General features: G+C 67.7%; 16 protein-coding genes, 1 tRNA gene and 2 pseudogenes. 12 read left to right on the forward strand and 7 right to left on the reverse strand.

The window, feature by feature from the left end; genetic code table 11:
* Positions 1–150 precede the first annotated feature (150 nt).
* Positions 151–2,220 carry a carbon starvation CstA family protein gene (locus AAFN86_RS06160; RefSeq protein ID WP_347542359.1) on the forward strand — a complete coding sequence of 690 codons (2,070 nt, stop codon included), beginning with the start codon at positions 151–153 and terminating at the stop codon, positions 2,218–2,220.
* Positions 2,217–2,444, forward strand: a complete 228-nt coding sequence (locus AAFN86_RS06165; RefSeq protein WP_408906582.1) for a YbdD/YjiX family protein — start codon at positions 2,217–2,219, stop codon at positions 2,442–2,444. Before AAFN86_RS06160 ends, AAFN86_RS06165 begins: the two co-directional genes overlap by 4 nt.
* Positions 2,445–2,619: 175 nt before the next feature.
* Here AAFN86_RS06165 and AAFN86_RS06170 read toward each other — a convergent pair whose 3' ends face one another.
* Together AAFN86_RS06170 and AAFN86_RS06175 are read right to left on the reverse strand one after the other, a co-directional pair.
* Positions 2,620–3,819: an MFS transporter gene (locus tag AAFN86_RS06170; RefSeq protein ID WP_347542360.1), complete on the reverse strand. Its 1,200-nt coding sequence runs from the start codon at positions 3,817–3,819 to the stop codon at positions 2,620–2,622.
* Between the two features lie 298 nt (positions 3,820–4,117).
* On the reverse strand, positions 4,118–5,554 hold the full coding sequence (locus AAFN86_RS06175) for an NAD-dependent succinate-semialdehyde dehydrogenase (RefSeq protein WP_347542361.1): 1,437 nt from the start codon (positions 5,552–5,554) through the stop codon (positions 4,118–4,120).
* 200 nt (positions 5,555–5,754) lie between these two features.
* Between AAFN86_RS06175 and AAFN86_RS06180 the strand changes: the two genes are divergently transcribed.
* The 3 genes from AAFN86_RS06180 to AAFN86_RS06190 all read left to right on the forward strand — a co-directional run bounded on the left by AAFN86_RS06180 (position 5,755) and on the right by AAFN86_RS06190 (position 8,398).
* Positions 5,755–7,455, forward strand: a complete 1,701-nt coding sequence (locus tag AAFN86_RS06180; protein ID WP_347542362.1) for a tetratricopeptide repeat protein — start codon at positions 5,755–5,757, stop codon at positions 7,453–7,455.
* Entirely contained in the window at positions 7,452–8,312 is an 861-nt protein-coding gene (locus tag AAFN86_RS06185; RefSeq protein ID WP_408906589.1) for a 4-(cytidine 5'-diphospho)-2-C-methyl-D-erythritol kinase, read from the forward strand. The genes AAFN86_RS06180 and AAFN86_RS06185 overlap by 4 nt, the downstream gene beginning before the upstream one ends.
* A gap of 11 nt (positions 8,313–8,323) precedes the next feature.
* Positions 8,324–8,398, forward strand: a tRNA-Gln gene (locus AAFN86_RS06190).
* Positions 8,399–8,400: 2 nt separating this feature from the next.
* Here the strand turns inward: AAFN86_RS06190 and AAFN86_RS06195 are convergent.
* The 3 genes from AAFN86_RS06195 to AAFN86_RS06205 form a co-directional block, all read right to left on the reverse strand.
* On the reverse strand, positions 8,401–9,669 hold the full coding sequence (locus tag AAFN86_RS06195; RefSeq protein WP_347542363.1) for a recombinase family protein: 1,269 nt from the start codon (positions 9,667–9,669) through the stop codon (positions 8,401–8,403).
* Positions 9,662–10,219: a DUF2924 domain-containing protein gene (locus tag AAFN86_RS06200; protein WP_347542364.1), complete on the reverse strand. Its 558-nt coding sequence runs from the start codon at positions 10,217–10,219 to the stop codon at positions 9,662–9,664. Before AAFN86_RS06200 ends, AAFN86_RS06195 begins: the two co-directional genes overlap by 8 nt.
* A gap of 400 nt (positions 10,220–10,619) precedes the next feature.
* Complete coding sequence (locus tag AAFN86_RS06205) at positions 10,620–11,222, reverse strand: DUF3489 domain-containing protein (protein WP_347542365.1); 603 nt, start codon at positions 11,220–11,222, stop codon at positions 10,620–10,622.
* Between the two features lie 721 nt (positions 11,223–11,943).
* Here AAFN86_RS06205 and AAFN86_RS06210 point away from each other — a divergent pair.
* Positions 11,944–12,656 (forward strand): annotated as a pseudogene (locus AAFN86_RS06210) (IS5 family transposase).
* 888 nt (positions 12,657–13,544) lie between these two features.
* Positions 13,545–14,294, forward strand: a complete 750-nt coding sequence (locus AAFN86_RS06215) for an aldolase/citrate lyase family protein (protein ID WP_347542366.1) — start codon at positions 13,545–13,547, stop codon at positions 14,292–14,294.
* 364 nt (positions 14,295–14,658) lie between these two features.
* On the opposite strand, the gene AAFN86_RS06220 is transcribed toward AAFN86_RS06215, so the two are convergent.
* A complete protein-coding gene (locus tag AAFN86_RS06220; protein WP_347542367.1) occupies positions 14,659–15,648 on the reverse strand; it encodes a tripartite tricarboxylate transporter substrate binding protein in 990 nt (329 codons plus the stop codon).
* Between the two features lie 138 nt (positions 15,649–15,786).
* Between AAFN86_RS06220 and AAFN86_RS06225 the strand changes: the two genes are divergently transcribed.
* Both AAFN86_RS06225 and AAFN86_RS06230 read left to right on the forward strand, forming a co-directional pair.
* Complete coding sequence (locus tag AAFN86_RS06225; protein ID WP_347542368.1) at positions 15,787–16,173, forward strand: VOC family protein; 387 nt, start codon at positions 15,787–15,789, stop codon at positions 16,171–16,173.
* Between the two features lie 20 nt (positions 16,174–16,193).
* A complete protein-coding gene (locus AAFN86_RS06230) occupies positions 16,194–17,036 on the forward strand; it encodes an alpha/beta hydrolase (protein ID WP_347542369.1) in 843 nt (280 codons plus the stop codon).
* A gap of 7 nt (positions 17,037–17,043) precedes the next feature.
* Here AAFN86_RS06230 and AAFN86_RS06235 read toward each other — a convergent pair whose 3' ends face one another.
* Entirely contained in the window at positions 17,044–18,030 is a 987-nt protein-coding gene (locus tag AAFN86_RS06235; RefSeq protein ID WP_347542371.1) for a tripartite tricarboxylate transporter substrate binding protein, read from the reverse strand.
* Between the two features lie 146 nt (positions 18,031–18,176).
* Here AAFN86_RS06235 and AAFN86_RS06240 point away from each other — a divergent pair, with 146 nt between their 5' ends.
* From AAFN86_RS06240 to AAFN86_RS06250, 3 genes and pseudogenes are all read left to right on the forward strand, one after another.
* Positions 18,177–18,965 (forward strand): SDR family oxidoreductase, encoded by a 789-nt coding sequence (locus AAFN86_RS06240; protein WP_347542372.1) that lies wholly within the window; start codon positions 18,177–18,179, stop codon positions 18,963–18,965.
* A gap of 13 nt (positions 18,966–18,978) precedes the next feature.
* Positions 18,979–19,782: an alpha/beta hydrolase gene (locus AAFN86_RS06245; RefSeq protein WP_347542373.1), complete on the forward strand. Its 804-nt coding sequence runs from the start codon at positions 18,979–18,981 to the stop codon at positions 19,780–19,782.
* Positions 19,783–20,030: 248 nt separating this feature from the next.
* A pseudogene (locus AAFN86_RS06250) lies at positions 20,031–20,605 on the forward strand (IS701 family transposase); the annotation flags it as partial.
* Between the last annotated feature and the right edge of the window lie 154 nt (positions 20,606–20,759).

Here is a 20,759-nt window from a genome sequence, read left to right on the forward strand (position 1 = left end):
CAGCCAAGCAGATCGGGCCCGATGCGGCCAGCGCCGCGGCCGGGCAGCCCGGGGCGGCAGCAAGTTCATGAGTGCATTCCAGGCGCCGAAATCCTAGATTCCGCCGGCCGGGTTGATCGGACGCAGAACGCCGACATGTGGAGGACGGTCATGACCGCCACTGGCTTCAGGCATCTTCCGTGGATCGTGGTTGGCACCCTTGGCGCGGGCGCCCTGGCCTTCGTGGCCACGGAGCGCGAGGAGCCGGTGAACGCTCTCTGGGTGGTGGTCGCCGCCGTCAGCACCTACCTGGTGGCCTATCGCTACTACGCGCTGTTCATTGCCGAGCGGGTCATGCAGATCGATCCGGCGCGGCCGACCCCCGCGGTGCGGCGCAATGACGGCCTCGATTACGTGCCGACCAACCGCTACGTACTGTTCGGGCATCACTTCGCCGCGATCGCCGGGGCGGGGCCGCTGGTCGGGCCGGTGCTGGCGGCGCAGATGGGCTACCTGCCCGGCATGCTCTGGATCCTGGCAGGCGTGGTCATGGCCGGGGCGGTGCAGGACTTCATGGTCCTGTTCGTGTCGATGCGGCGCGACGGCCGTTCCCTCGGCGAGCTGGTCCGTGCCGAGCTCGGCATCGTGCCGGGCGTCATCGCCCTGTTCGGCACCTTCATGATCATGGTGATCATCCTGGCGGTGCTGGCGCTGATCGTGGTCAAGGCGCTGGCCGAAAGCCCCTGGGGCACCTTCACCGTCGCCGCGACGATCCCCATCGCGATCTTCATGGGCATCTACATGCGCATCATCCGGCCCGGCGCGATCGGGGAGGTTTCGGTCGTCGGCTTCGTGATGCTGATGCTCGCCATCTTCGGCGGGCAGTGGGTGGCCGCCGACCCGGCCTGGGCGGCGGCCTTCACCTTCACGGGCCCGCAGCTGTGCTGGCTGCTGATCGGCTATGGCTTCGTCGCCTCGATCCTGCCGGTCTGGCTGCTGCTCGCACCGCGCGACTACCTGTCGACCTTCCTCAAGATCGGGACGATCCTGGGGCTGGCCATCGGCATCGCCTTCGTCGCGCCGCGGCTGGAAATGCCGGCGGTGACGCGCTTCATCGATGGTACCGGGCCGGTCTGGTCGGGCGCGCTGTTCCCCTTCCTGTTCATCACCATCGCCTGCGGCGCGGTGTCGGGGTTCCATAGCCTGATCTCCTCCGGCACCACGCCGAAGCTGATCGGGACGGAAGCCGATGCGCGCTTCATCGGCTATGGCGGGATGCTGATGGAAAGCTTCGTCGCCATCATGGCGCTGGTGGCGGCCACGGTGATCCAGCCCGGCATCTACTTCACCATGAACAGCCCCGGCGCGCTGATCGGCACGACGCCGGAAAGTGCGGCGACCGCCATCACGCAGATGGGCTTCGCGATCACCGCGGCGGATATCGCCCAGACGGCACAGGATGTGGGGGAGACGACCATCATATCGCGCGTCGGTGGTGCGCCGACGCTGGCAGTGGGCATGGCGCACATCTTCGCCTCGGTGCTCGGCGGCAAGGCGATGATGGCCTTCTGGTACCATTTCGCCATCCTGTTCGAGGCCCTGTTCATCCTGACCGCGGTCGATGCCGGCACGCGGGCGGGGCGCTTCATGCTGCAGGACCTGCTCGGTGTCTTTGTGCCGGCCATGAAGAAGACCGAGAGCTGGGCGTCGAACATCATCGCGACCGCGCTGTGCGTCGGGGCCTGGGGCTACTTCCTGTACCAGGGCGTGACCGATCCGCTCGGCGGGGTGAATACGCTGTGGCCGCTGTTCGGCATTTCCAACCAGATGCTGGCGGCGGTGGCTTTGACGCTGTGCACGGTGGTCATCTTCCGCATGAAGCGGGAGAGGTATGCCTGGGTCACCATACTGCCGACGCTGTGGCTGGTGGCCTGCACGCTGACGGCGGGGCTGCAGAAGATCTTCCATTCGGATCCACGCATTGGCTTCCTCGCCCATGCGAACCGCTTCCAGTCTGCCGTGGCGGAGGGCCGCGTGCTGGCGCCGGCGCGGGACATGGACCAGATGCGGCAGGTGATCGTGAACGACTATGTCGATGCCGGGCTGGCGATGGTGTTCGTCTGCGTGGTGGCCGCCATCATCGTCTTCGGCATCCGGTCCTGCCTGGAGGCGTATCGCGATACATCCTGGACGGCGCGGGAGGTCGGCGCATCCGCTGCGCAAGCGGCGGCCGCGCAGTGAACGCGGACGCAGCCAGGACGCCGCGGGGAAGGCTCACCAGCCTGTTCTCGTGCCTGTGCGACGGCGCGCGGCTGATGGTCGGCGTGCCGCGCTACGAGGATTACGTGGCGCATATGGCGCAGCTGCATCCCGGGCAGCCGCCCATGACCTATGCGGAGTTCTTTCGCGACCGTCAGGCCGCGCGCTACGGCGGATCGAAGGGCGGCGGCCTGCGCTGCTGCTGAACGGTGCGGGAGGCCTGGCGAAGGCGGGCCGAGGCTCCCGGCATCGCGAGCAACTCGACCGGGATCGGACCGGCGGCCGGGCTTTCCGCTATCGCCACCCGTCTCCCCCGGGGCCCTGAGCCGCGCGCCGATCGTGGACGCCGCGGCAGCACGCTGTCCATCGGTCACCGCTTCGTCAGATGTGGCGCCACCAACGGCGCGTCAGGGCGAGCACCGCCAGCCCCGCGATGCCCATGGACGCCGTGGCCAACGGCGCGCCGAATGCTTCCGCCAGGCCGCCCAGGGCCAGAAAGCCAAACGGCCCCAGCCCGATGCATACCGACAGCAGGCCGAGGATGCGGCTGCGGAGTTCGACCGGCGTGGCCAGGAAGATGAGCGTCGGCTGCATGATGGCGAAGCCCGCGCCGCCGACCCCGGCCAGCAGCAGCGCCGCCCCCGCCAGCACCGGATCCGGCGCCCAGGCGAAGGCAGGCAGCATGGCGAAGTACAGCGTGATGCCGCCAAGGTAGATCGCCTTGTACTGCCCGGGTTTCGCCAGCACCGCGACCGTGATGGCGCCGAGGAAGGCGCCGACGCCATCCATCCCCGCCAGCAGCCCGATGCCGCGCGGCCCGAGGTCGTGCTGGTCCTGCCCGATCACCGGGACCATCGACGTGGAAGGCCAGCCGAACAGGTTGAAGATCAGCGTCACCAGCAAGGCGCCAATCAGCCGCGGCTCATGCCGCACCAGGGCCAGGCCCTCGGCAATGCTGGCGAGTACCGACGCCACCGCCGCGCCCGGCGCCGGCGGCGTGCGCGGCAGGCGCAGCACCGCCACCAGGGCGGGCAGATACAGCAGCACGCTCAGCAGGAAGGCGCCGTCCAGCCCGACCGCCGCCAGGATCAGCCCGCCGAGCGTCGGCCCCAGCACGCGGCTGCCATTGCTGGTGGCGACATCGATCGACATGGCGGTGCCCATCCGGGCCGGGCCGGCCACCTGGCCTATCATGGCGCGCCGCACCGGATTATCCGCCGCCCAGGCGACGCCGTTCATGAAGGAGGCGACGGCGAGGTGCCACACCGCGATCGCATCGGTCAGCGCCAGGACGGCGATGACGGCCGAAGTCGCCACTTGGGAAAGGATGGTCAGCAGCAGCGCCTGGCGGCGGTCCATCCGTTCCGCCATGGCGCCGAGGAAGGCGCCGAACAGCCCCATGGGCAGCAACCGCAGCATCGTCAGCATGGCGACGACGAAGGCGGAATGCGTGGCGTTGTAGGCGAAGACGCCGACCGCCAGCGTCTCCAGCCAGCGAACGACGAAGGTCGCCAGCCCCGCCAGCCACAGGCGCAGGAAATCGCGGTCGCGGAACAGGCCGCGCCAGGCGGGTTCCGGCATGGGCGAGCCTGGTTCCTCCCGTAGATCGGAGAAGGGCTTTGCCCCTCTCCGAACCTCACCCCACCAAAGGCCTAAGGGCCTTTGGAAACCATCACTTGGCGCCGTGCCGGCGGTCGCTGCCGTTTGGGACGCACCGCCCTGCCGGGTTCCACATCACGTCACAGTGTCGGGGACTACACGACAGGCCCTATGCAGTGCGCCCCAATCCCCGGCGCCAAAAAACCCGCATTCCAAAGGGCCGTAGCCCTTTGGTGGGGTGGCTTGGAGGGGCAAAGCCCCTCCGATTCTTCGCGTGTGATTACAGCCCGGCCTGCGACACGAACTTCGTGTTCAGATAGGCCTCGATCGCCTCCGACCCGCCCTCGGACCCGTAGCCGCTGTCCTTGGTGCCGCCGAACGGCACTTCTGGCAGCGCGAGGCCGAGGTGGTTGATCGTCATCATGCCGCTCTCGACCCGGGACGCGACGGCGTTCGCGGTCTTGGCCGACTTGGTGAAGGCATAGGCGGCGAGGCCGTAGGGCAGGCGATTGGCCTCGGTCACCACTTCGTCGAGGTCCTTGAAGCGGGAGATCATGGCCATCGGGCCGAACGGTTCCTCGTTCATCGCGCGGGCGTTCAGCGGCACATCGGTCATCACCGTCGGCTCGTAGAAATAGCCCTTGTTGCCGATGCGCGACCCGCCGGTGTGGACCTTGGCACCCTTGGACTGCGCGTCCTGCACCAGCGTCTCGATCCAGGGCACGCGGCGGTCATGGGCGAGCGGGCCCATGGTGGTGCCTTCGGCCATGCCGTCGCCGACCTTCAGCGTCTTGGTGTGGGCGACGAACTTCTCGACGAAGCCGTCATACAGCTTCTCCTGCACCAGGAAGCGCGTCGGCGACACGCAGACCTGGCCGGCATTGCGGAACTTGGCACCCGCCAGCGTCTTGGCGGCGTGGTCGAGATCGGCGTCGTCGAACACGATCGCCGGCGCATGGCCGCCGAGTTCCATCGTCACGCGCTTCATGTGCTGCCCGGCGAGGCCCGCCAGCAGTTTGCCCACCGGGGTGGAGCCGGTGAAGGTCACCTTGCGGATGATCGGGTGGGCGATGAGGTATTCGCTGATCTCGGCGGGGACGCCATAGACGAGGTTCGCGACGCCCGGCGGCAGGCCGGCATCGACGAAGGCGCGGATCAGCTCGGCCGGGGAGGCCGGGGTTTCCTCCGGCGCCTTGACGATGATCGAGCAGCCAGTGGTCACCGCGCCGCACAGCTTGCGGACGACCTGGTTGATCGGGAAGTTCCAGGGGGTGAAGGCGGCGACGGGGCCGACCGGTTCCTTCACGACAAGCTGGTACACTCCCTCGGCGCGGGCGGGGATGACGCGGCCATAGGCGCGGCGGCCTTCCTCGGCGAACCAGTCGATGATGTCGGCGGCCGCCATCACCTCCATCTTCGCTTCCGGCAGTGGCTTGCCCTGTTCGAGCGTCATCAGCGCCGCGGTCGCGTCGGCGCGGGCGCGGAACAGGTCGGCGGCCTTGCGCATCACCTTGTAGCGGTCGAAGGCGGAGACCTTCTTCCACACCGCGAAGCCCTTGTCGGCGGCGGCCAGGGCCTCATCGAGGTCAGCCTTCTCGGCATGGGCGACGGTGCCGATCACTTCCTCGGTGGCCGGGTTCACGACGTTGAGGGTCTTGCCGGAGCGGGCCGGGCGCCACTCCCCGTTGATGTGCAGCAGGGTGTTCGGATAGGCCATGGCGTTGCATTCCTCCGGTAGGGTCGCGTTCGGCGGCGGAGACTACGCGGGGCGACGGCCCGCGGCCAGAGCACCTTGCGCTTGATGCCGACGCCTTGCCGCAAGGCCCGCCGATGCTAGGTTGACGGGAGGAATGGGGCGATTGACCGGCCCCGCGATCCGTCGTGGTGCGGCGCAGCGCGGGCCGCTAGGATGACATGATGAAGTTTCCTGTCCGCTCGTCCCGCACCCTGCTTCTCGCGGTGGCCCTGCTATCCGCCTGTGCCGCCGGGGATGGCGGAGCGGCTGGGCCAGGGGGCTTCACGCCATCGCCGAGCAACGCCTTCGGTGCTTATCTGGCCGGGCGGTTCGCCACCTCGGAATCCGATACGCGGGTGGCGGCGGACAGCCTGCTGGCGGCGCTGCGGGCGGACCCCGACCAGCCGGAAGTGGTCGAGCGCGCCTTCATTGCGACCCTGCTGGATGGCCGGCCCGAGGCGGTGCGGCTGGCCCGGCGGCTGCCCGACAATTCGCTCGCCGCCCTGCTGATTGCCGGCACCGATGCGCAGGCCGGCCGTTGGGACCGCGCCGAACAGCGCATCCGGTCGCTGCCGCGCCAGGGCGTGTCGCAGTTGCTGCAGCCGATGCTGCTGGCCTGGTCCCTGCAGGGCAAGGGGCAGACCGATGCGGCGCTGGCGCTGCTGCGACCGCTGGCGGAATCCGGGCGGTTGCGCACGCTGTATGCGATGCATGCCGCGCTGATCTGCGACCTGGCCAATCGCCCGCGGGAAGCGGAACGTTTCGTGCGCATCGCCATCGGCGATCCGCAGCCGATGACGCTGCGGCTGGTGCAGGTCGCCGGTGGCATCCTGGCCCGCGGCGGCAAGGAGGCCGACGCCGAGCGGCTGGTCGAAACCTATGCGCGCGGCCAGGAGGACCTGGTGCTGTCGGCGTCCCCAGCCGCACAGCGGGAATTGTTCGGCACGCGCGCCGTGTCATCCCCGGTCGAGGGATTTGCCGAGGCCTATCTGGCGTTGGCCGGGTCGTTGCGGGGGCAGGGTGCGGCGGAATTTTCGCTGGCGCTGACGCGGCTGGCGCTGCGGCTGCGGCCTGGCTTCGCACCAGCCCTGCTGCTGGCATCCGACGCGTTGGTCGATGAGCGGCAGTATGAAGCGGCCCTGGCGATACTGGACCAGGTGCCTGCGGATGACCTGCTGAGCGGGCTGGTCGGGCTGCGCCGCGCGGCGGTGCTGGACCGGATGGAACGCACGGAAGAAGCGGCGGCGCAGCTGCGAACCGTCGCCGCGGCCTTCCCGAACGCGTCGCAGCCATATTCACGCCTGGGCGACATGCTGCGCGGCCGGCAGCGCTGGGCGGAGGCGGTGGCGGCGTATTCGGAGGCGATCCGCCGCATCCCCGCGCCCACCGCGACGCATTGGCCGCTGTTCTACAGTCGCGGCGTGGCGCTGGAGCGGGCCGGGGACTGGCCGGCGGCGGAGGCGGATTTCCGCCGCGCGCTCGAACTCAGCCCCGAGCAGCCCTATGTGCTGAACTACCTGGGTTATACCTGGGTGGAACGCGGCGAGCATCTGGCCGAGGCGCGGCGGATGCTGGAACGGGCGGTCGCGCTGCGACCGCAGGATGGCAATGTCGCCGACAGCCTGGGCTGGGCGCTGTACAAGATGGGCGACCTTCCAGGGGCGATCCGCTGGCTGGAACGGGCGGTGGAACTGGAGCCGCGCAACAGCGTGGTGAACGACCACCTCGGCGATGCCTATTGGTCGGCGGGGCGGCAGCGGGAGGCGCAGTTCCAGTGGCGCCGCGCGCTGGCCCTGGGTCCTGAGGGCGATGAGGGGCCGAGGATCGAGGCCAAGATCGCCAGTGGCCTGCCGGCGAACCCGGTAGCGGAGAACCGGCGCTGATCGAGGCGGCGCCGGCGAAGGTCAATCTGCACCTTCACGTGACCGGGCGACGCGCGGACGGATACCATCTGCTCGACAGCCTGGTGGTTTTCGCCGGGGTGGCGGATGCGGTGGAGGCCATGCCGGCAAATCGGCTGGCGCTGACGGTGGCGGGCCCCGAGGCTGGTGTGCTGCGCGCTGAGCCCGACAATCTGGTGCTGCGGGCGGCCCGCGCCCTGGCGGCCGCGGCGGGGGTGCCGGCGCAGGCGATGCTGGGGCTTACCAAGCGGCTGCCGGTGGCTTCGGGCATCGGCGGCGGCAGCGCGGATGCAGCGGCCGCGCTGCGCGCGCTGAATGCGCTTTGGCGGCTTGGCTGGGACGAGGCGCAATTGCGGGAGGTCGCCTTGCCGCTGGGCGCCGACGTGCCCGCCTGCGTGGCATCCCGGTCCTGCCGCATGGGTGGGATCGGCGAGACTCTGTCTGCGGCGCCACGGATACCGACCTGCGGGGTGGTGCTGGCCAATCCCCGTATGGCGTTGGCGACACCGTCGGTGTTCAAGGCCCGGCGGGGTGGGTTTTCCACGCCGGCGCGACTGCCCGGGGCTTGGGCGGATGCGGCGGCGATGGCGCGGGACCTGGCCGGGCTGCGCAATGACCTGGAGGAGCCGGCGATCGGATTGTGCCCGGCGATCGCGGAGGTGTTGGCGGCGCTGCGGGCGCTGCCGGGCTGCCTGCTGGCGCGGATGAGCGGGTCCGGGGCGACGTGTTTCGCCGTGTTCGCCAGGCCGGACGAGGCAGCCGATGCGGCGGGACGATTGCCGGAATCCTGGTGGCGATGGGGCGGGGGGCTTCACGGCGCGGGTGCGGCGGGGGTATGACGCGGCACGGATGGGGCGTCGCCAAGTGGTAAGGCAGCGGTTTTTGGTACCGCCATTCCCAGGTTCGAATCCTGGCGCCCCAGCCACGCTAAGTAGTTGATATTGAACGATTTTTACTTCTGTGCACGCCCTCGCCGACAGGCGCGGAATACCGCGCACTTGCGCCGATACGATTTCCGCACGGCGCCCGAGAGACGCTTGTGGTCCCGGATTCGCGGCGCCCCGCCGCGTCCGGCACGCCGGACCGCAGCGCCGCATACAGGGCCGCCTCGTCGGCGAGGAACCGGCGAATGCGGCCGATCACCAACTGCTCGAGATCACCGGCAGGAACACGGCGACCCGTCGGCGACGAGGACCGCGGCGCGCTGATCAGCGTCTGCGAGACGTAGTAGCGATAGCGTTTTCCTGCCTTCACGGCATGGGTCGGGGTCAAGCGCGTGTCGGTATCGCCCTCATAGGTCAGCCCGGCCAGGAGGCTCGGATGGTCGGCATTGCTGCCGGAGGCGCGCTGCACGCGATTCTCGGCCAGCTGCGCCTGCACGGCATCCCACAGCGGGAGGTCGATGATGGCTTCGTGCTCGCCGGGGTATATATTGCCCTTATGGCGTACCTCACCGCGGTACACTCGGTTCTGCAGCCTGTGGAATAGGGCACCATGCGAGAGCCGCTGACCCGCTTTGCTGGTGACGCGCTCCACGTCGAGCCGTGCATGCAGCAGTCGGACGGCGCCGAGTTCATGATAGGTGCGGAACACGTACCGAACGCTCTCCGCCTCCGCGTCATCGACGACCAGCTTGCGATCCTGCACGACATAGCCGAGCGGCACGGAGCCACCCATCCACATACCCTTGCGCTTGGACGCGGCGATCTTGTCCCGGATGCGTTCGCCGGCCACCTCGCGCTCGAACTGCGCGAAGGAGAGCAGCATGTTCAGCGTGAGGCGACCCATGCTGGTCGCGGTGTTGAAGTGCTGGGTGACCGAGACGAAGGAGGCGCCTTGCTCATCCATGACCTCAACGATGCGGGCGAAGTCGGGCAGCGATCGGGTCAGCCGATCGACCTTGTAAACCAGCACCAGATCGACCTTGCCGGCACGGATGTCGGCCAGCAGGCGCTGCAGGCCGGGTCGCTCGAGAGTGCCGCCGGAGAGACCGCCATCGTCGTACCGGGTAGGCAGGAGGACCCAACCCTCATGGCGCTGGCTGCTGGCGTAGGCTTCGCAAGCCTCGCGCTGGGCATCGAGGCTGTTGAAGACCTGGTCGAGGCCCTCGTCGGAGGACTTGCGGGTGTAGATGGCGCAGCGCCGGCTCGCACCGCGCTGCGCCGATGACGTCGACGATCGGCGCTGCTCATTCACCGTCGGCCGCTCCCCGGCTCGAGTTCTTCGCTGTTCGACGCAGACCGAAGAACCTCGGCCCCGACCGGTGGGCGCCGGTGATCAGATGGGCGATCTGGGTCAGCGAGGCGTAGTGCTCTCCACCGTGCTCAAAGCCCTTCTCAAGTACGGTGACGGTGTGGGTCCGTCCGTGCCATTCGCGCACGAGGGTCGTCCCCGGCTTGAGCTTGACGGCAGGTGCGACCGGCGGCTGCTTGCCCGTTGCGGCCAAGCTGCGCGACAGGGCACCGAGCTGACGCAGGGCGGCCGCTGACAACCCGCCCAGCGCCTCCTCCTGCAGCCGATGGGCAATGCTCCGCTGAAGGAGATCACGGCTGAGGCGAACCGGCGCGGCGCTGCGATAGAGCTTGCGCCACTCGATGCGCAGGTCCTCCAATCCGAGGCTCGCCAGCGCTGCAACGGGTCCGCTCAGCTCGTCCGGATCAGCACGGATGGGGATGGCGGGCAGCGTTCCCCCGGACGGCGGAGGCGGCAGGGAGATAGTGAGAGTCGTATCAGCAGTCGGCGGCATCGGGCTTGTCCTCCGCGGGACACCGCTCCATGCGGCGCTCCCACCACCCGAAGCCCGGACACCGCCGGGTCATGCCGTGCCGGCCACCGGGAGGTGCGCCGTGCATGCACACCAATGCGTGCCGTGAGATGGAAGTCCAGCAGGAAGCGAGACGAAAGACTCGGCTCGCCGGCCCAGGACCAGGCGTGGCTATCGCGGCGACCAGAGACCGCGATTTCGCGGGTGGATGCTCGCCGGTGCAGGCGATAGGCGATGTCCCGCTGCAGGAAGTCCGGGCTCAACGCGGCGGGCGCCACCATGCCGTGAAGGCATTCCCACTCCTGCCGCCGCGCGACGGCAGGCGAATCACCTCCGGGCAGGCCGGAGCCTGCCTTGCGCGGTCGGGGAATCGCGGCGCCCCTCAGCCAGCCACCGTCAGGCAATAGGCCTTGCGGCCGTTCTGCTGGATGAGCGCCACATCGAAACCCCGCTTGCGCAGACCGGTGACGGCGGCGCGGGCCGCGTGCGGCAGCCAGCCGGTCAGCGTGGTGATCTCGGCGAGCGTCGCACCCGCCTCGGCAGAAATCGCCTGCAGCACCTCCCCCAGCTTGCCGGCGGGGCGGCGGGGCGGGGCGTCCTGCGTACCCGGCCCAGCGGCAGGCTCCTGGACCGCCTCAGCACCGCCATCCGCGGAAGCCACCGGAGCCTCATCGTTGTCGGCAGCGGTCTCCATCGATTCCATCGCCGTCACCGCGGTGGGAGCGCCCGCTGCGGCGAGGCCGGCTGCGGTGAGACGGAGGCCGCGGTGCTGGCCGGCCTCGTAGGCCCGCCAGGCGATGCTCGCGTCGTCGACCGGCACCTCTGCGACGAGGTCCATCTTGAGCAGAGCACCGAGCAGGTTGCGCTGGGCGCCACCCGGAGCGCGGACCGTCGGCGGCAGGGGGAGCACCATGTGGTCGGGCCGTTGCGCAGCGGTGGTGAGGACCAGCAGCTGGGCGACGGTGAGGGTCTTGGCGGTGGACATCGGGATGGTTCCTTGTGCGGAGCACCGCCCCATGCGGCGCTCCCACCACCCGAACCCCGGGACTTGCCGGGTTTGCTCTCGCGGGCTCCCTCACCCGCGGCGCGTCAGCACCAATGCCTCCTGTCGCAGGGAAGTCGAGCGGAATGTGCAGGGCCGTCGCAGCCGCTGCAATCGCCTCGACTGCCACGGCCAGGCTCCAGACTCACCGGCGTGACATTACTCGCGCCTACGGTTCAGGGCGGGCATCCCGCGATGCGACGTGCCGGCACGATAGCCTTGACGACGTGATTGATGTCGCCACCCAATCGTCGGGCAAGGACGTCCGTGCATCATGATGCGCGCGGCTAGCCATCGGCGGAGAGACTGCGGCGGCTCGACCACGATGCTGAGGTACGAAGGCGATATAGCCGTGTTGTGGCTTCGACATCGCCCTTGGATGCGATGGAATGGTGACCCAGGAAGACGATGGCCGACACAGACGACAAGGACCATGTGTTCGCCCGGTTCCAGGAAGGCCCGGCAGCGCCGTCCGATCGGCGCGAGCAACGGGTCATTCCTCGCCGCGGCACTGCCTCCGGCACCAGGGTGGTCGAGGTCGTCCTAGGTGGTGTGGACTCTAGGGATTCCCTGGCTGATGGAAGCATGATTCAAAGCTGCCTTTTGGAGGCGGCGGATGGGCGTGCTGGATCGGTTGATCCTGGATGACGCGGCGTGGGCGCGGATGGCGCCGCACATCATTGGCGATGAGAGGACGCGCGGCAGTTCGGGCCGCAACAACCGGATGTTCGTCGAGGCGGTGCTGTGGATCGTGCGGACCGGCTCGCCCTGGCGCGACCTGCCGGAGGTCTTTGGTAGTTGGAACAGCGCCTTCCGCCGCTTCAGCCGCTGGAGTGCCAAGGGCGTCTGGCGCCGCATCTTCGCCGCGATGGCCGATGACCCGGACTTCGAATACCTGATCATCGACAGCACCATCGTGCGGGCGCATCAGCACGCCGCGGGAGCAAAAAAGGGCCTGAGGATCAGGCCATTGGCCGATCCCGCGGCGGTCTGAGCACCAAGATCCACCTCGCCGTCCGCGGCCTGGGGTGTCCGGCCAGGATCATCCTCACCGCCGGTCAGCGTGGCGATGTGCCGCAGGCCGCAGCGCTGCTCGGCGAGGATCGGCCCGCCGCCGTGCTGGCCGATGCCGCCTACGACGCCGACCACTTCCGCCAGGCCATCGCTCAGGCCGGCGCTGTCGCGGTCATCCCCAACAATCCATCGCGCACGAAGAAGCATCCGCTCGACCGTCAGCTCTACAAGGAACGCCACCTGATCGAATGCTGCTTCTCCAAGCTCAAGCAGTTCCGCCGCGTCGCCACACGCTACGAAAAGACCGCCCGCAACTTCCTCGCCGTCGTCACCATCGCCGCCACCAGCCTTTGGCTCAGGTAACTGTCCACGGAACCTAGTGCGATCAGGCAGCGCATTGAAGGAGAATAGACGCCTGCAGAGCCGCACGCCCCTCGGCGTGCGCGCCGCGACCTGGGAGGATGGCTTTCCGGCCAGGTTGGCGGCACGGGATCGGACCCCGTGCCGACGTCCCCACGGCGGAGCCGGCTCAGACGGCCGTGCACGTCATGCCGATGTGGGAGCACACTGGCTCTCAGGAGCGTCCGTCGTCATCACCTGACAGGGCACCACGAAACGGCGCCCGGCGCGCAGCTACCGCCAACGCCAGTCTGCGGACGACCACCGCGAAGCGACACGTGGCCGATCCGTTCGACGCTGGTGACGATGGCGCAAACTGTCTGCGCTGCGGCTATGCGATCGAGCCGGAGCGCGATCGGCAGGATCTCATGACCTGCGCCGCGTGTGGGTAGCGTCACAGCAAGTCCCGTCTCTGCCGCGTTCGTGCGACCAGTATGACGCAAATTGGCCGAAAGCAGTCAATCGGCTCGTGGACGAGCAACGCGCCAGATCGGACGTCTAGCTGGCGTGGGCATACCGGGCAGGCCACGGACTCCAGGCAGGCCTCGTATGGCATCAAGAGGCGGGCATTGCGGGCGCTTCGCAATGCACGCGCAGACGCATCCATGGCGCGTCACAGCCGGCTTGTCTGGATTTCGGTCCGATCGGACAGCACGATGGAGCCTCCGGCGGATCGATGCTGGTGGTGAGTGTCATTCGGCGCGCCAACGGGACCCCGGATCGGCGTCGAATAGGGACAACTTGCAGGCTGCGCTGCTTCGCCGATGTGCAATAGTGCCGCTTCGACGCGCTCATCGCCATCGCAGTCGTTGAGCAGTGCGCCAGAGATCGTTGGGGGGGAATCGACACCAGATGAACGACATCAAGGACGCCATCAAGTCAGGTAGAACCGTCGTCGGGACTGCCGGATCTCCAAGCGTAGACATACCACTTCTGGCCGATGCCGGGTTCGACTTCCTGCTGTTCGACACCCAGCACTCGGCCTGGGAGATCAAGCAGCTTCAGGCGCCGATCCAGGCGATGCGGGGCAAGCAGACGGCGCCGGTGGTGCGAGTCGCCGCGAACGAGGCCTACCAGATTTGCTTCGCGCTCGATGCCGGCGCGCGCGGCGTCATCATTCCGATGGTGAACACCCGGGCGGAAGCAGAGGCCGCCGTCCGCGCCTGTCGCTACTATCCCGTCGGCAACCGCAGCAACGCCGGAGTGCGCGGTGAGTGGGGCGAGTTCAAGAGTTACCGCGACTACATGGATGCTGTTAACAACGAGCTCCTTGTCGTGCCGATGATCGAGACCAACCAGGCGCTGGAGAATCTCGATTCCATCGCCTCGGTGCCGGGGGTCGATGTTCTGCTGATCGGGCCGTCCGACCTGTCGATCGAGTTGGGAGTGCCGCTCGACTACGCGTGCGATACCTATCAGCGCGCGCTCGACAAGATCGCGGCCGCCGCTGCAAAGCATGGCATCGCCGCGGGGATGTATTTCATCCCGCCCGGGATGGACCCGAATTTCTTCGTCCAGAAGGGATTCAAGTTTTTCACCATGCCCTGGGGTCCCTGGGCTCAGGCAGGTATTCAGAACGCCCTGGCCGAGATCAAGCGCTAGATGTGTGGTCCCTGGCCTTGATGGTGCAGTTTTCTCCGTGGCATGGAGGGATGCGCCGCGGGCCAGGTATTCCACGGCAGCGACGGCGCTGACTGAAGCGGCGATGTCGGCCCGCGGCTCTTGTTCTCGGCTGAGGCCGCTTCCCCTAGGCTGCGCTTCGTCGCAGCGATCGATGACACGTTCAGTCCCTGCCTCTGCAATCCCCGGCGCAACGTAATCATCTGCGTGGTGGTGACCCTCGCGGCTTCGTTGCCCGAGGCGCGTTCGAGCCCAACTACGCGGCCGCTGAGCGAAGGGCGGCGTTCGCGAAGCACAGTGCAGCCATCGAATGGCGGGAGGGGGTGCTTTACGGGCACTCCAAGGCTCAGTCCGCCCGAGCTCCTGAGGCTTGCACAAGCCGCCCCCATTTCTCGCGTTCTGCCGCTACGAAGCGGGCGAAATCGGCCCCAAACAGCGTGCCTGGCTCGGCGCCAACATCTGCCAATCGTTCGAGCAGCGCCGTCTCCTGCATTGCTGCACGCACCTCGCGGGTGATCCGCGCGAGCAATGCTGGCGGCGTCGTGCCTGCCGCGCCAAGGCCGAACCAGGACGATGCCTCGAACCCCGGCACGCCAGCCTCGGCCACAGTCGGTAGATCAGGCATCGCCCGAGCGCGCTGAGAGCCGGCGACGGCCAGCGCGCGAACGCGCCCCTCCCTCACCTGAGGCAGCACGCCCGGCATGTTGTCGAAGTAGATCTGCAGACGCCCGGCAATCAGGTCCGTCATCGCCGGTGCTGCCCCACGATAGGGGACATGGACGATATCGATGTCCGCCAAAGACCGTAGCAGTTCGCCGGCCAGGTGGTTGGTCCCGCCCACCGACGACGACCCGAACGCCATCTTACCCGGCTCGCGCTTTGCCAGAGCGATCAGCTCCGAGACGGAGCGGGCCAGGCTGGAATTCGGCACCATCAGCACAATCGGAACCGAGGCGACCAGCGCCACCGGCGCGATGTCGCGAATGGGGTCGAAGGGCATCGATCGATAAAGGTATTCGTTGATCGCGAACGGCCCTGGCGGATTCAGCACAAGGGTATGGCCGTCCGGTCCTGACTTCGCTACGTAGTCTGTCCCCACATTCCCGCCCGCGCCGCTGCGATTTTCCACCAGGAACGGTTGCCCCAGGCGCTCGCGCATGGCCTCGGCGAGAAAGCGGGCAACGATGTCCGTCGATCCGCCGGGTGGGAAAGGAACCACAATTCGCACGGGCCGCTCTGGCCAGGAGGCCTGCGCTTGCGCGTGCGAGGTGCAACTCAAGCTGCCCAGGGCAGCAGCGGCAAACGCCAACGATCGGCGACCCACAAATGCAGGCATCGCGTTCCCTCCGTGTTTTCCGGGAACGATGGGACAACCTTCCGCCGCCGGCAAGCCGGCCACCTTGACGCCAACGGGTGCTGCCAGTCCTCTAGCGAATATGACGGGCCTCAGACCTGTCGAGAGGAGCTCCAGCAAATGGCCGAGTACCGGTGCGACCACGTCCACCTGCGCAGCGCCGATGTCGAGGGAGCCGCGGCCTTCTACGTCGATGCCCTTGGCGCCAGGATGGATTTCCGCCGCGACGTGGACGGCGTGCCGCGGATCGGCATCAACCTGGGTGGGCTGACGGTCTTTATCGATCAGGTGCCCGACGGGACACCCTCGACCCCTCCCCCACCATTCATCGGGATCGAGCATCTCTGCCTGGCCGTCGCGGGCCTGGAGGAAGCTGCCCGCGATCTGAAAGCGAGGGGCGTCAACTTCACCGTCGAGCCGCGTCAGATGCGGCCGGGACTTCGCTACGCCTTCATCGAGGGCCCGGACAAGGTTCGGATCGAACTCGTCGACCGGACACCGGCCTAGCCACAGCGGAGACGCAGACAATGCCCTTCCTCCGCCGCGCTGGACGCCCAACCCTGCACTACACCGTCGACGATCACACCGATCCCTGGCGGGACGCTCCCTGGCTGATTCTCCAGCACGGCTACGGGCGCTCGGGCGTCTTCTGGCGGGCATGGATCCCCTATCTGTCCCGCTTCTACCGGGTCGTCTGCCCGGACCTTCGGGGCCTCGGCCAGTCTCCGCTCGACTTCGACCCCGATCAGGGCATCAACGTCGAGGGTTTCGTCGAGGACCTGGCGGCGATCATGGATCACGTCGCCGCGGGACAGCCGGTCCACTATTGCGGCGAATCGTTGGGCGGCATCCTGGGCATCATAATGGGGGCGACGAGACCCGAGCGCTTTCGCAGCCTCACCCTGCTCGCCGCTCCGGTCACGATTCCCAAGCAGACCCAGCAGGCGTTCGCCTGCGGTCACGCGAGCTGGCAGGACGCGCTGCGGATCATGGGCAGCAAAGGCTGGTCCGACGCCGTGAACGTCGCCACCCGCTTTCCACCCGACGCGGATCCCGCGCTCGTCGCTTGGTACGCGGAGGAGATGGGCAAGTCGCCCGTCGAGGTTCTGATCGCCCTGTCTCGCGTTGCTGCCAAGGTCGACGTGTCCGAATACCTGTCACGCGTGGCGGTGGCCACCCTTGGCCTCTACCCGACGGCGGGCATCGTCACCGGACACGAGGAAGCCCAGATCCGCGCGGGTATCCCGGGCATCCGCGTCATCAACCTGCCCACGCGGTATCACGCCATACAGGTGCTGATGCCAGCGGCCTGCGCCCGGTCACTGCTGCATTTCTGCGGTGAGCTCGATGGCCGGGCGAACCACGAATAGGCGGCATTCAATCCTGCTGAAGGCCCAGTTGACGGATGACCTGTCCCCAACGATCGAGCTCGACCTGCATCGCCGTCGCCAGATCCTCGGGACCCATGCTGCGCGTCTCCAGTGACTGACGGGAGAAGCGATCACGTACCGTGAGGAGAGCGACGACCCGACGGAGGTCGCCGTCGATCTTGCTGACCATTGCGGTAGGCAGGCCGGCGGGTCCGAGCACGGCATACCAGGTCCCCGCCTCGAACCCGGGATAGCCAGACTCCGCAAGCGTCGGAACATTCGGAAGGGCCTGAGCACGCGCCTCACCCGTCGTCGCGATGGCACGCAGGTGACCGGCCTGCACCGCAGGAACGGCCAGGACCGGATTGTGGAACATCGCCTGGACCTGGCCGGCGAGAAGCGCCGTATGCGCCGGCGCCGCGCCCTGGAAGGGTACGTGGGTGAACTCGAGGCCCGCGCGGGTGCGGAAGAGTTCGGCGGCGAGGTGCGTCGGGGTCCCGACCCCTGCCGATGTCATTGTCAGCCGCCCGGGATTCGCGCGCATGTACGCTTCGAGTTCGGAGACGGTGGTCGCCGGCACCGAGGGATGCAGGACGACCACAAGGCTGTAGTAGGCAACCTGGGTGATGGGCGTGAAGTCCCGGATGGGATCAAAGGCCAGCCGTCGGTAGAGTGCGGCGCCCTGCACATGAGAGGATGCCGCCAACAGCAAGGTCTGGCCGTCAGGCGGCGATTTGGCGACGACATCCGCGCCGATGTTGCCCCCGGCGCCGCCTCGATTGTCGATGACGATGGGTTGGCCCCAGCCCTCGCTGAGCGGTTCGCCGAGGATACGTCCGATGGCATCTGCCGGACCTCCCGGCGGGAAGGGCACGACCAGTCGAACCGGGCGCGTCGGCCATGCCTGCGCAATGGCCGGCGAGGCGAGCGCGGCCCCCGCGATGCCGAGAAGGGAACGACGTGAAGATGACAGGCCGTTGCCGCGATGGGTCATGGCGGATCGAACTCCCTTGCGGCGGCTCCTTTGAACGGACCGCTTCGATCACGACGCTAGGCCCACGCGTGTCGCGCAGCAATGCGGCGGGTTGACAGGGCGGGGCGGACGCGCGGCAGTTGATCGCAAGGGAAGGGATACGCACCATGGAACTCGGACTTGCGGGCAAGACCGCCGTGATCACCGGCGGCTCGCTTGGGATCGGTCGCGCCATCGCCAGGGAGTTGGCCCAGGAAGGCGTCGCAGTGGCGATCATCGCCCGGGATGCCGGGAGACTGGACGCCGCCGCTGCAGAGATCGCGCGGGAGACCAACGCACGCTGCGTGGCCGTGCCCGCGGATCTGACGGATGCCGGACAACTCGCAGCCGCGATCTCAAAGGCGCAGGCCGCCCTCGGGGACATCGACATCCTGGTGAACAATGCGGGTGCGACACCGATGGGTCGTATCGGCGACACGCAGGACGAAACATGGATGAAGTCCATCAATCTCAAACTGATGGGCTACATGCGCTGCGCACGCCTCCTGACACCGGCGATGCGTCAACGCCGATGGGGTCGCGTCATCAACATCATCGGACGTTCAGGTCATCAGCCGCGGCCGAACTACATCACCGGCAGTGCGGTCAACGCGTCGCTGCTGTCGTTCACTCTGGCGCTGGCCGCCGAATGCGCGCCGGACAACGTACTGGTTACCGGCGTCAATCCGGGACCGATCGCCACGCCGCGATGGGACACCGTGGTGTCTCAAGGCGCGGCGGATATGGGCCGCAGCGCCGATGCGGAGAACGCTGCCGCCATCTCAACCGTTGCCCTCGGCCGCGTGGGAACGCCGGAGGAATGCTCGGGCCTGGTGGCGTTCCTGTGTTCGGATCGCGCGAGCTTCATCACCGGCACGAACATCGACATCGATGGCGGCGGAACGCGCTGCATCTGAAGGAAGCCTGCTCATGCCCATGCTCGAGACCGCCGACGGAATATCCATCCACTACGTCATCGACGACTTCACCGATCCGTGGACATCGGTACCGACCGTCGTCTTCATCCATGGACTCTCGGAGAGCGGCCAGGCCTTTGGCCCGTTCGTGCCGGCGCTCTCACGCCACATGAAGGTCGTCCGCATGGACCTTCGTGGATATGGCCTCAGCCCCGCCATGCCGGCCGATCATTCATGGAAGTTCGACGGCCTGGTCGAGGACGTCGCGGCGCTGATCCGATCCCTCGCCGTCCCGAAGGTGCACCTCGTCGGCGGCAAGATCGGTGGAACGATCTCGCTCGCTGTGGCGGCAAGGCATCCGGATCTCATTGATCGCCTCGCCGTACTCGGGGCGCCGGCGTCATTGAAGGAGATGGCGTCCGTCACGCCCGGATGGCGCCAGCAGATCGCAAGAGAGGGCGTCGTCTCCTGGGTGCGAGCGACGAACGGCGGCCGCATGGGGAGCAAGATGACGCCCGACCAGCTCGAATGGTGGGCTCGGATGATGGGGCGTACGGCGCCATCGACGCTTGAAGGATTCCTGCAGATGGTCCCGAGCGTGGACGTCCGGGATGAGGTGCACAGGATATCCGCGCCGACCCTGGTCGTCACGACCACTGGGAGCGGCCTAGGCTCCGTTGAGACGGTTCGAGCCTGGCAAGTGAAGATACCCAACTCGCGGCTCGAGGTTGTGGAGAGCGATAGTTACCATGTCGCGGCATCGGACGCCGATGAGGTGGCGAAGCTAGTCAGAGATTTTCTGCTTCGCCCAGTGTAAGCGGCAATCCGCTGAGGGGGACCATGGTCGAGCGAATGACAGTTTTTTCGATCAGCCGGGCTCGGTTTGCAGCGTCGTCCGCTGCTTGAACGACGCCGTGCATTGCACGGCGTCGCTGGCAAACGGGCCGGGCTCACGGCGCGAGGGCACTGGGGCCTGAGCCTAGCACCACTTTGGCAGAAAGTATGCTGGGCTGATTGATTTCGGATTCCCTTGGCCTGCGTTGCGTGATTCATGAGGGGTCGGCTTTGGGGGGCCGATCATGATGAGAGAGGCGGTTGGCACGGGCTGGCAGGCCGAACTGGAGTATTGGCTCGCGCCCTTTCTCGTCAGGCTCGGGCACAAGGCGCGGCAGCGGATGTGCCCGCTCTACGTCGCCGGCCTGATCGGTCCTGGTGACCGCAAGAGCATTCAGCCGATGGCCGAGCGGCTCGGGCTCGGAACACACGATCGACTCCATCACTTCGTCGCGGGTGGTACCTGGGATGCGGCGCCGCTCCTCGATGAACTGGCCCACAAGGCCGACGACGTGCTGGGCGGTGACGATGCGGTGCTGGTAGTGGATGACACTGCCCTGCCCAAGAAGGGCAACGCATCGGTCGGCGTCGCGCCGGAGTACGCCTCGGCGCTGGGTAAGCAGGCCAACTGCCAGACCCTGGTCTCGCTGACGTTGGCCAGAGGCGAGGTGCCGGTGATGGTGGGGCTGCGACTGTTCCTGTCCGACAGTTGGACGAGAGATCCGGAACGGATGCGGCGCGCCGGTGTGCCGGCGCAGTTCCTTGCGCCGCGCAGCAAGCCCGAGATTGCCATTGAGGAGAACGACTGTGAACCGGCGTGGAAAAAGGGCCCCCATGTGGAGTGCGCCCCTTGGGGTGGACAGGATCAGGCGGCGGCTTTGACCGTCTGCCGGGCGTGTTGTGCCTCGAACTGCACGGGGCTGAGGTAGCCGAGCGCTGAGTGTAGGCGTCGCGTATTGT

Source organism: Roseomonas sp. CAU 1739 (assembly GCF_039839775.1).
In the GTDB taxonomy this organism is placed as follows: domain Bacteria; phylum Pseudomonadota; class Alphaproteobacteria; order Acetobacterales; family Acetobacteraceae; genus Neoroseomonas.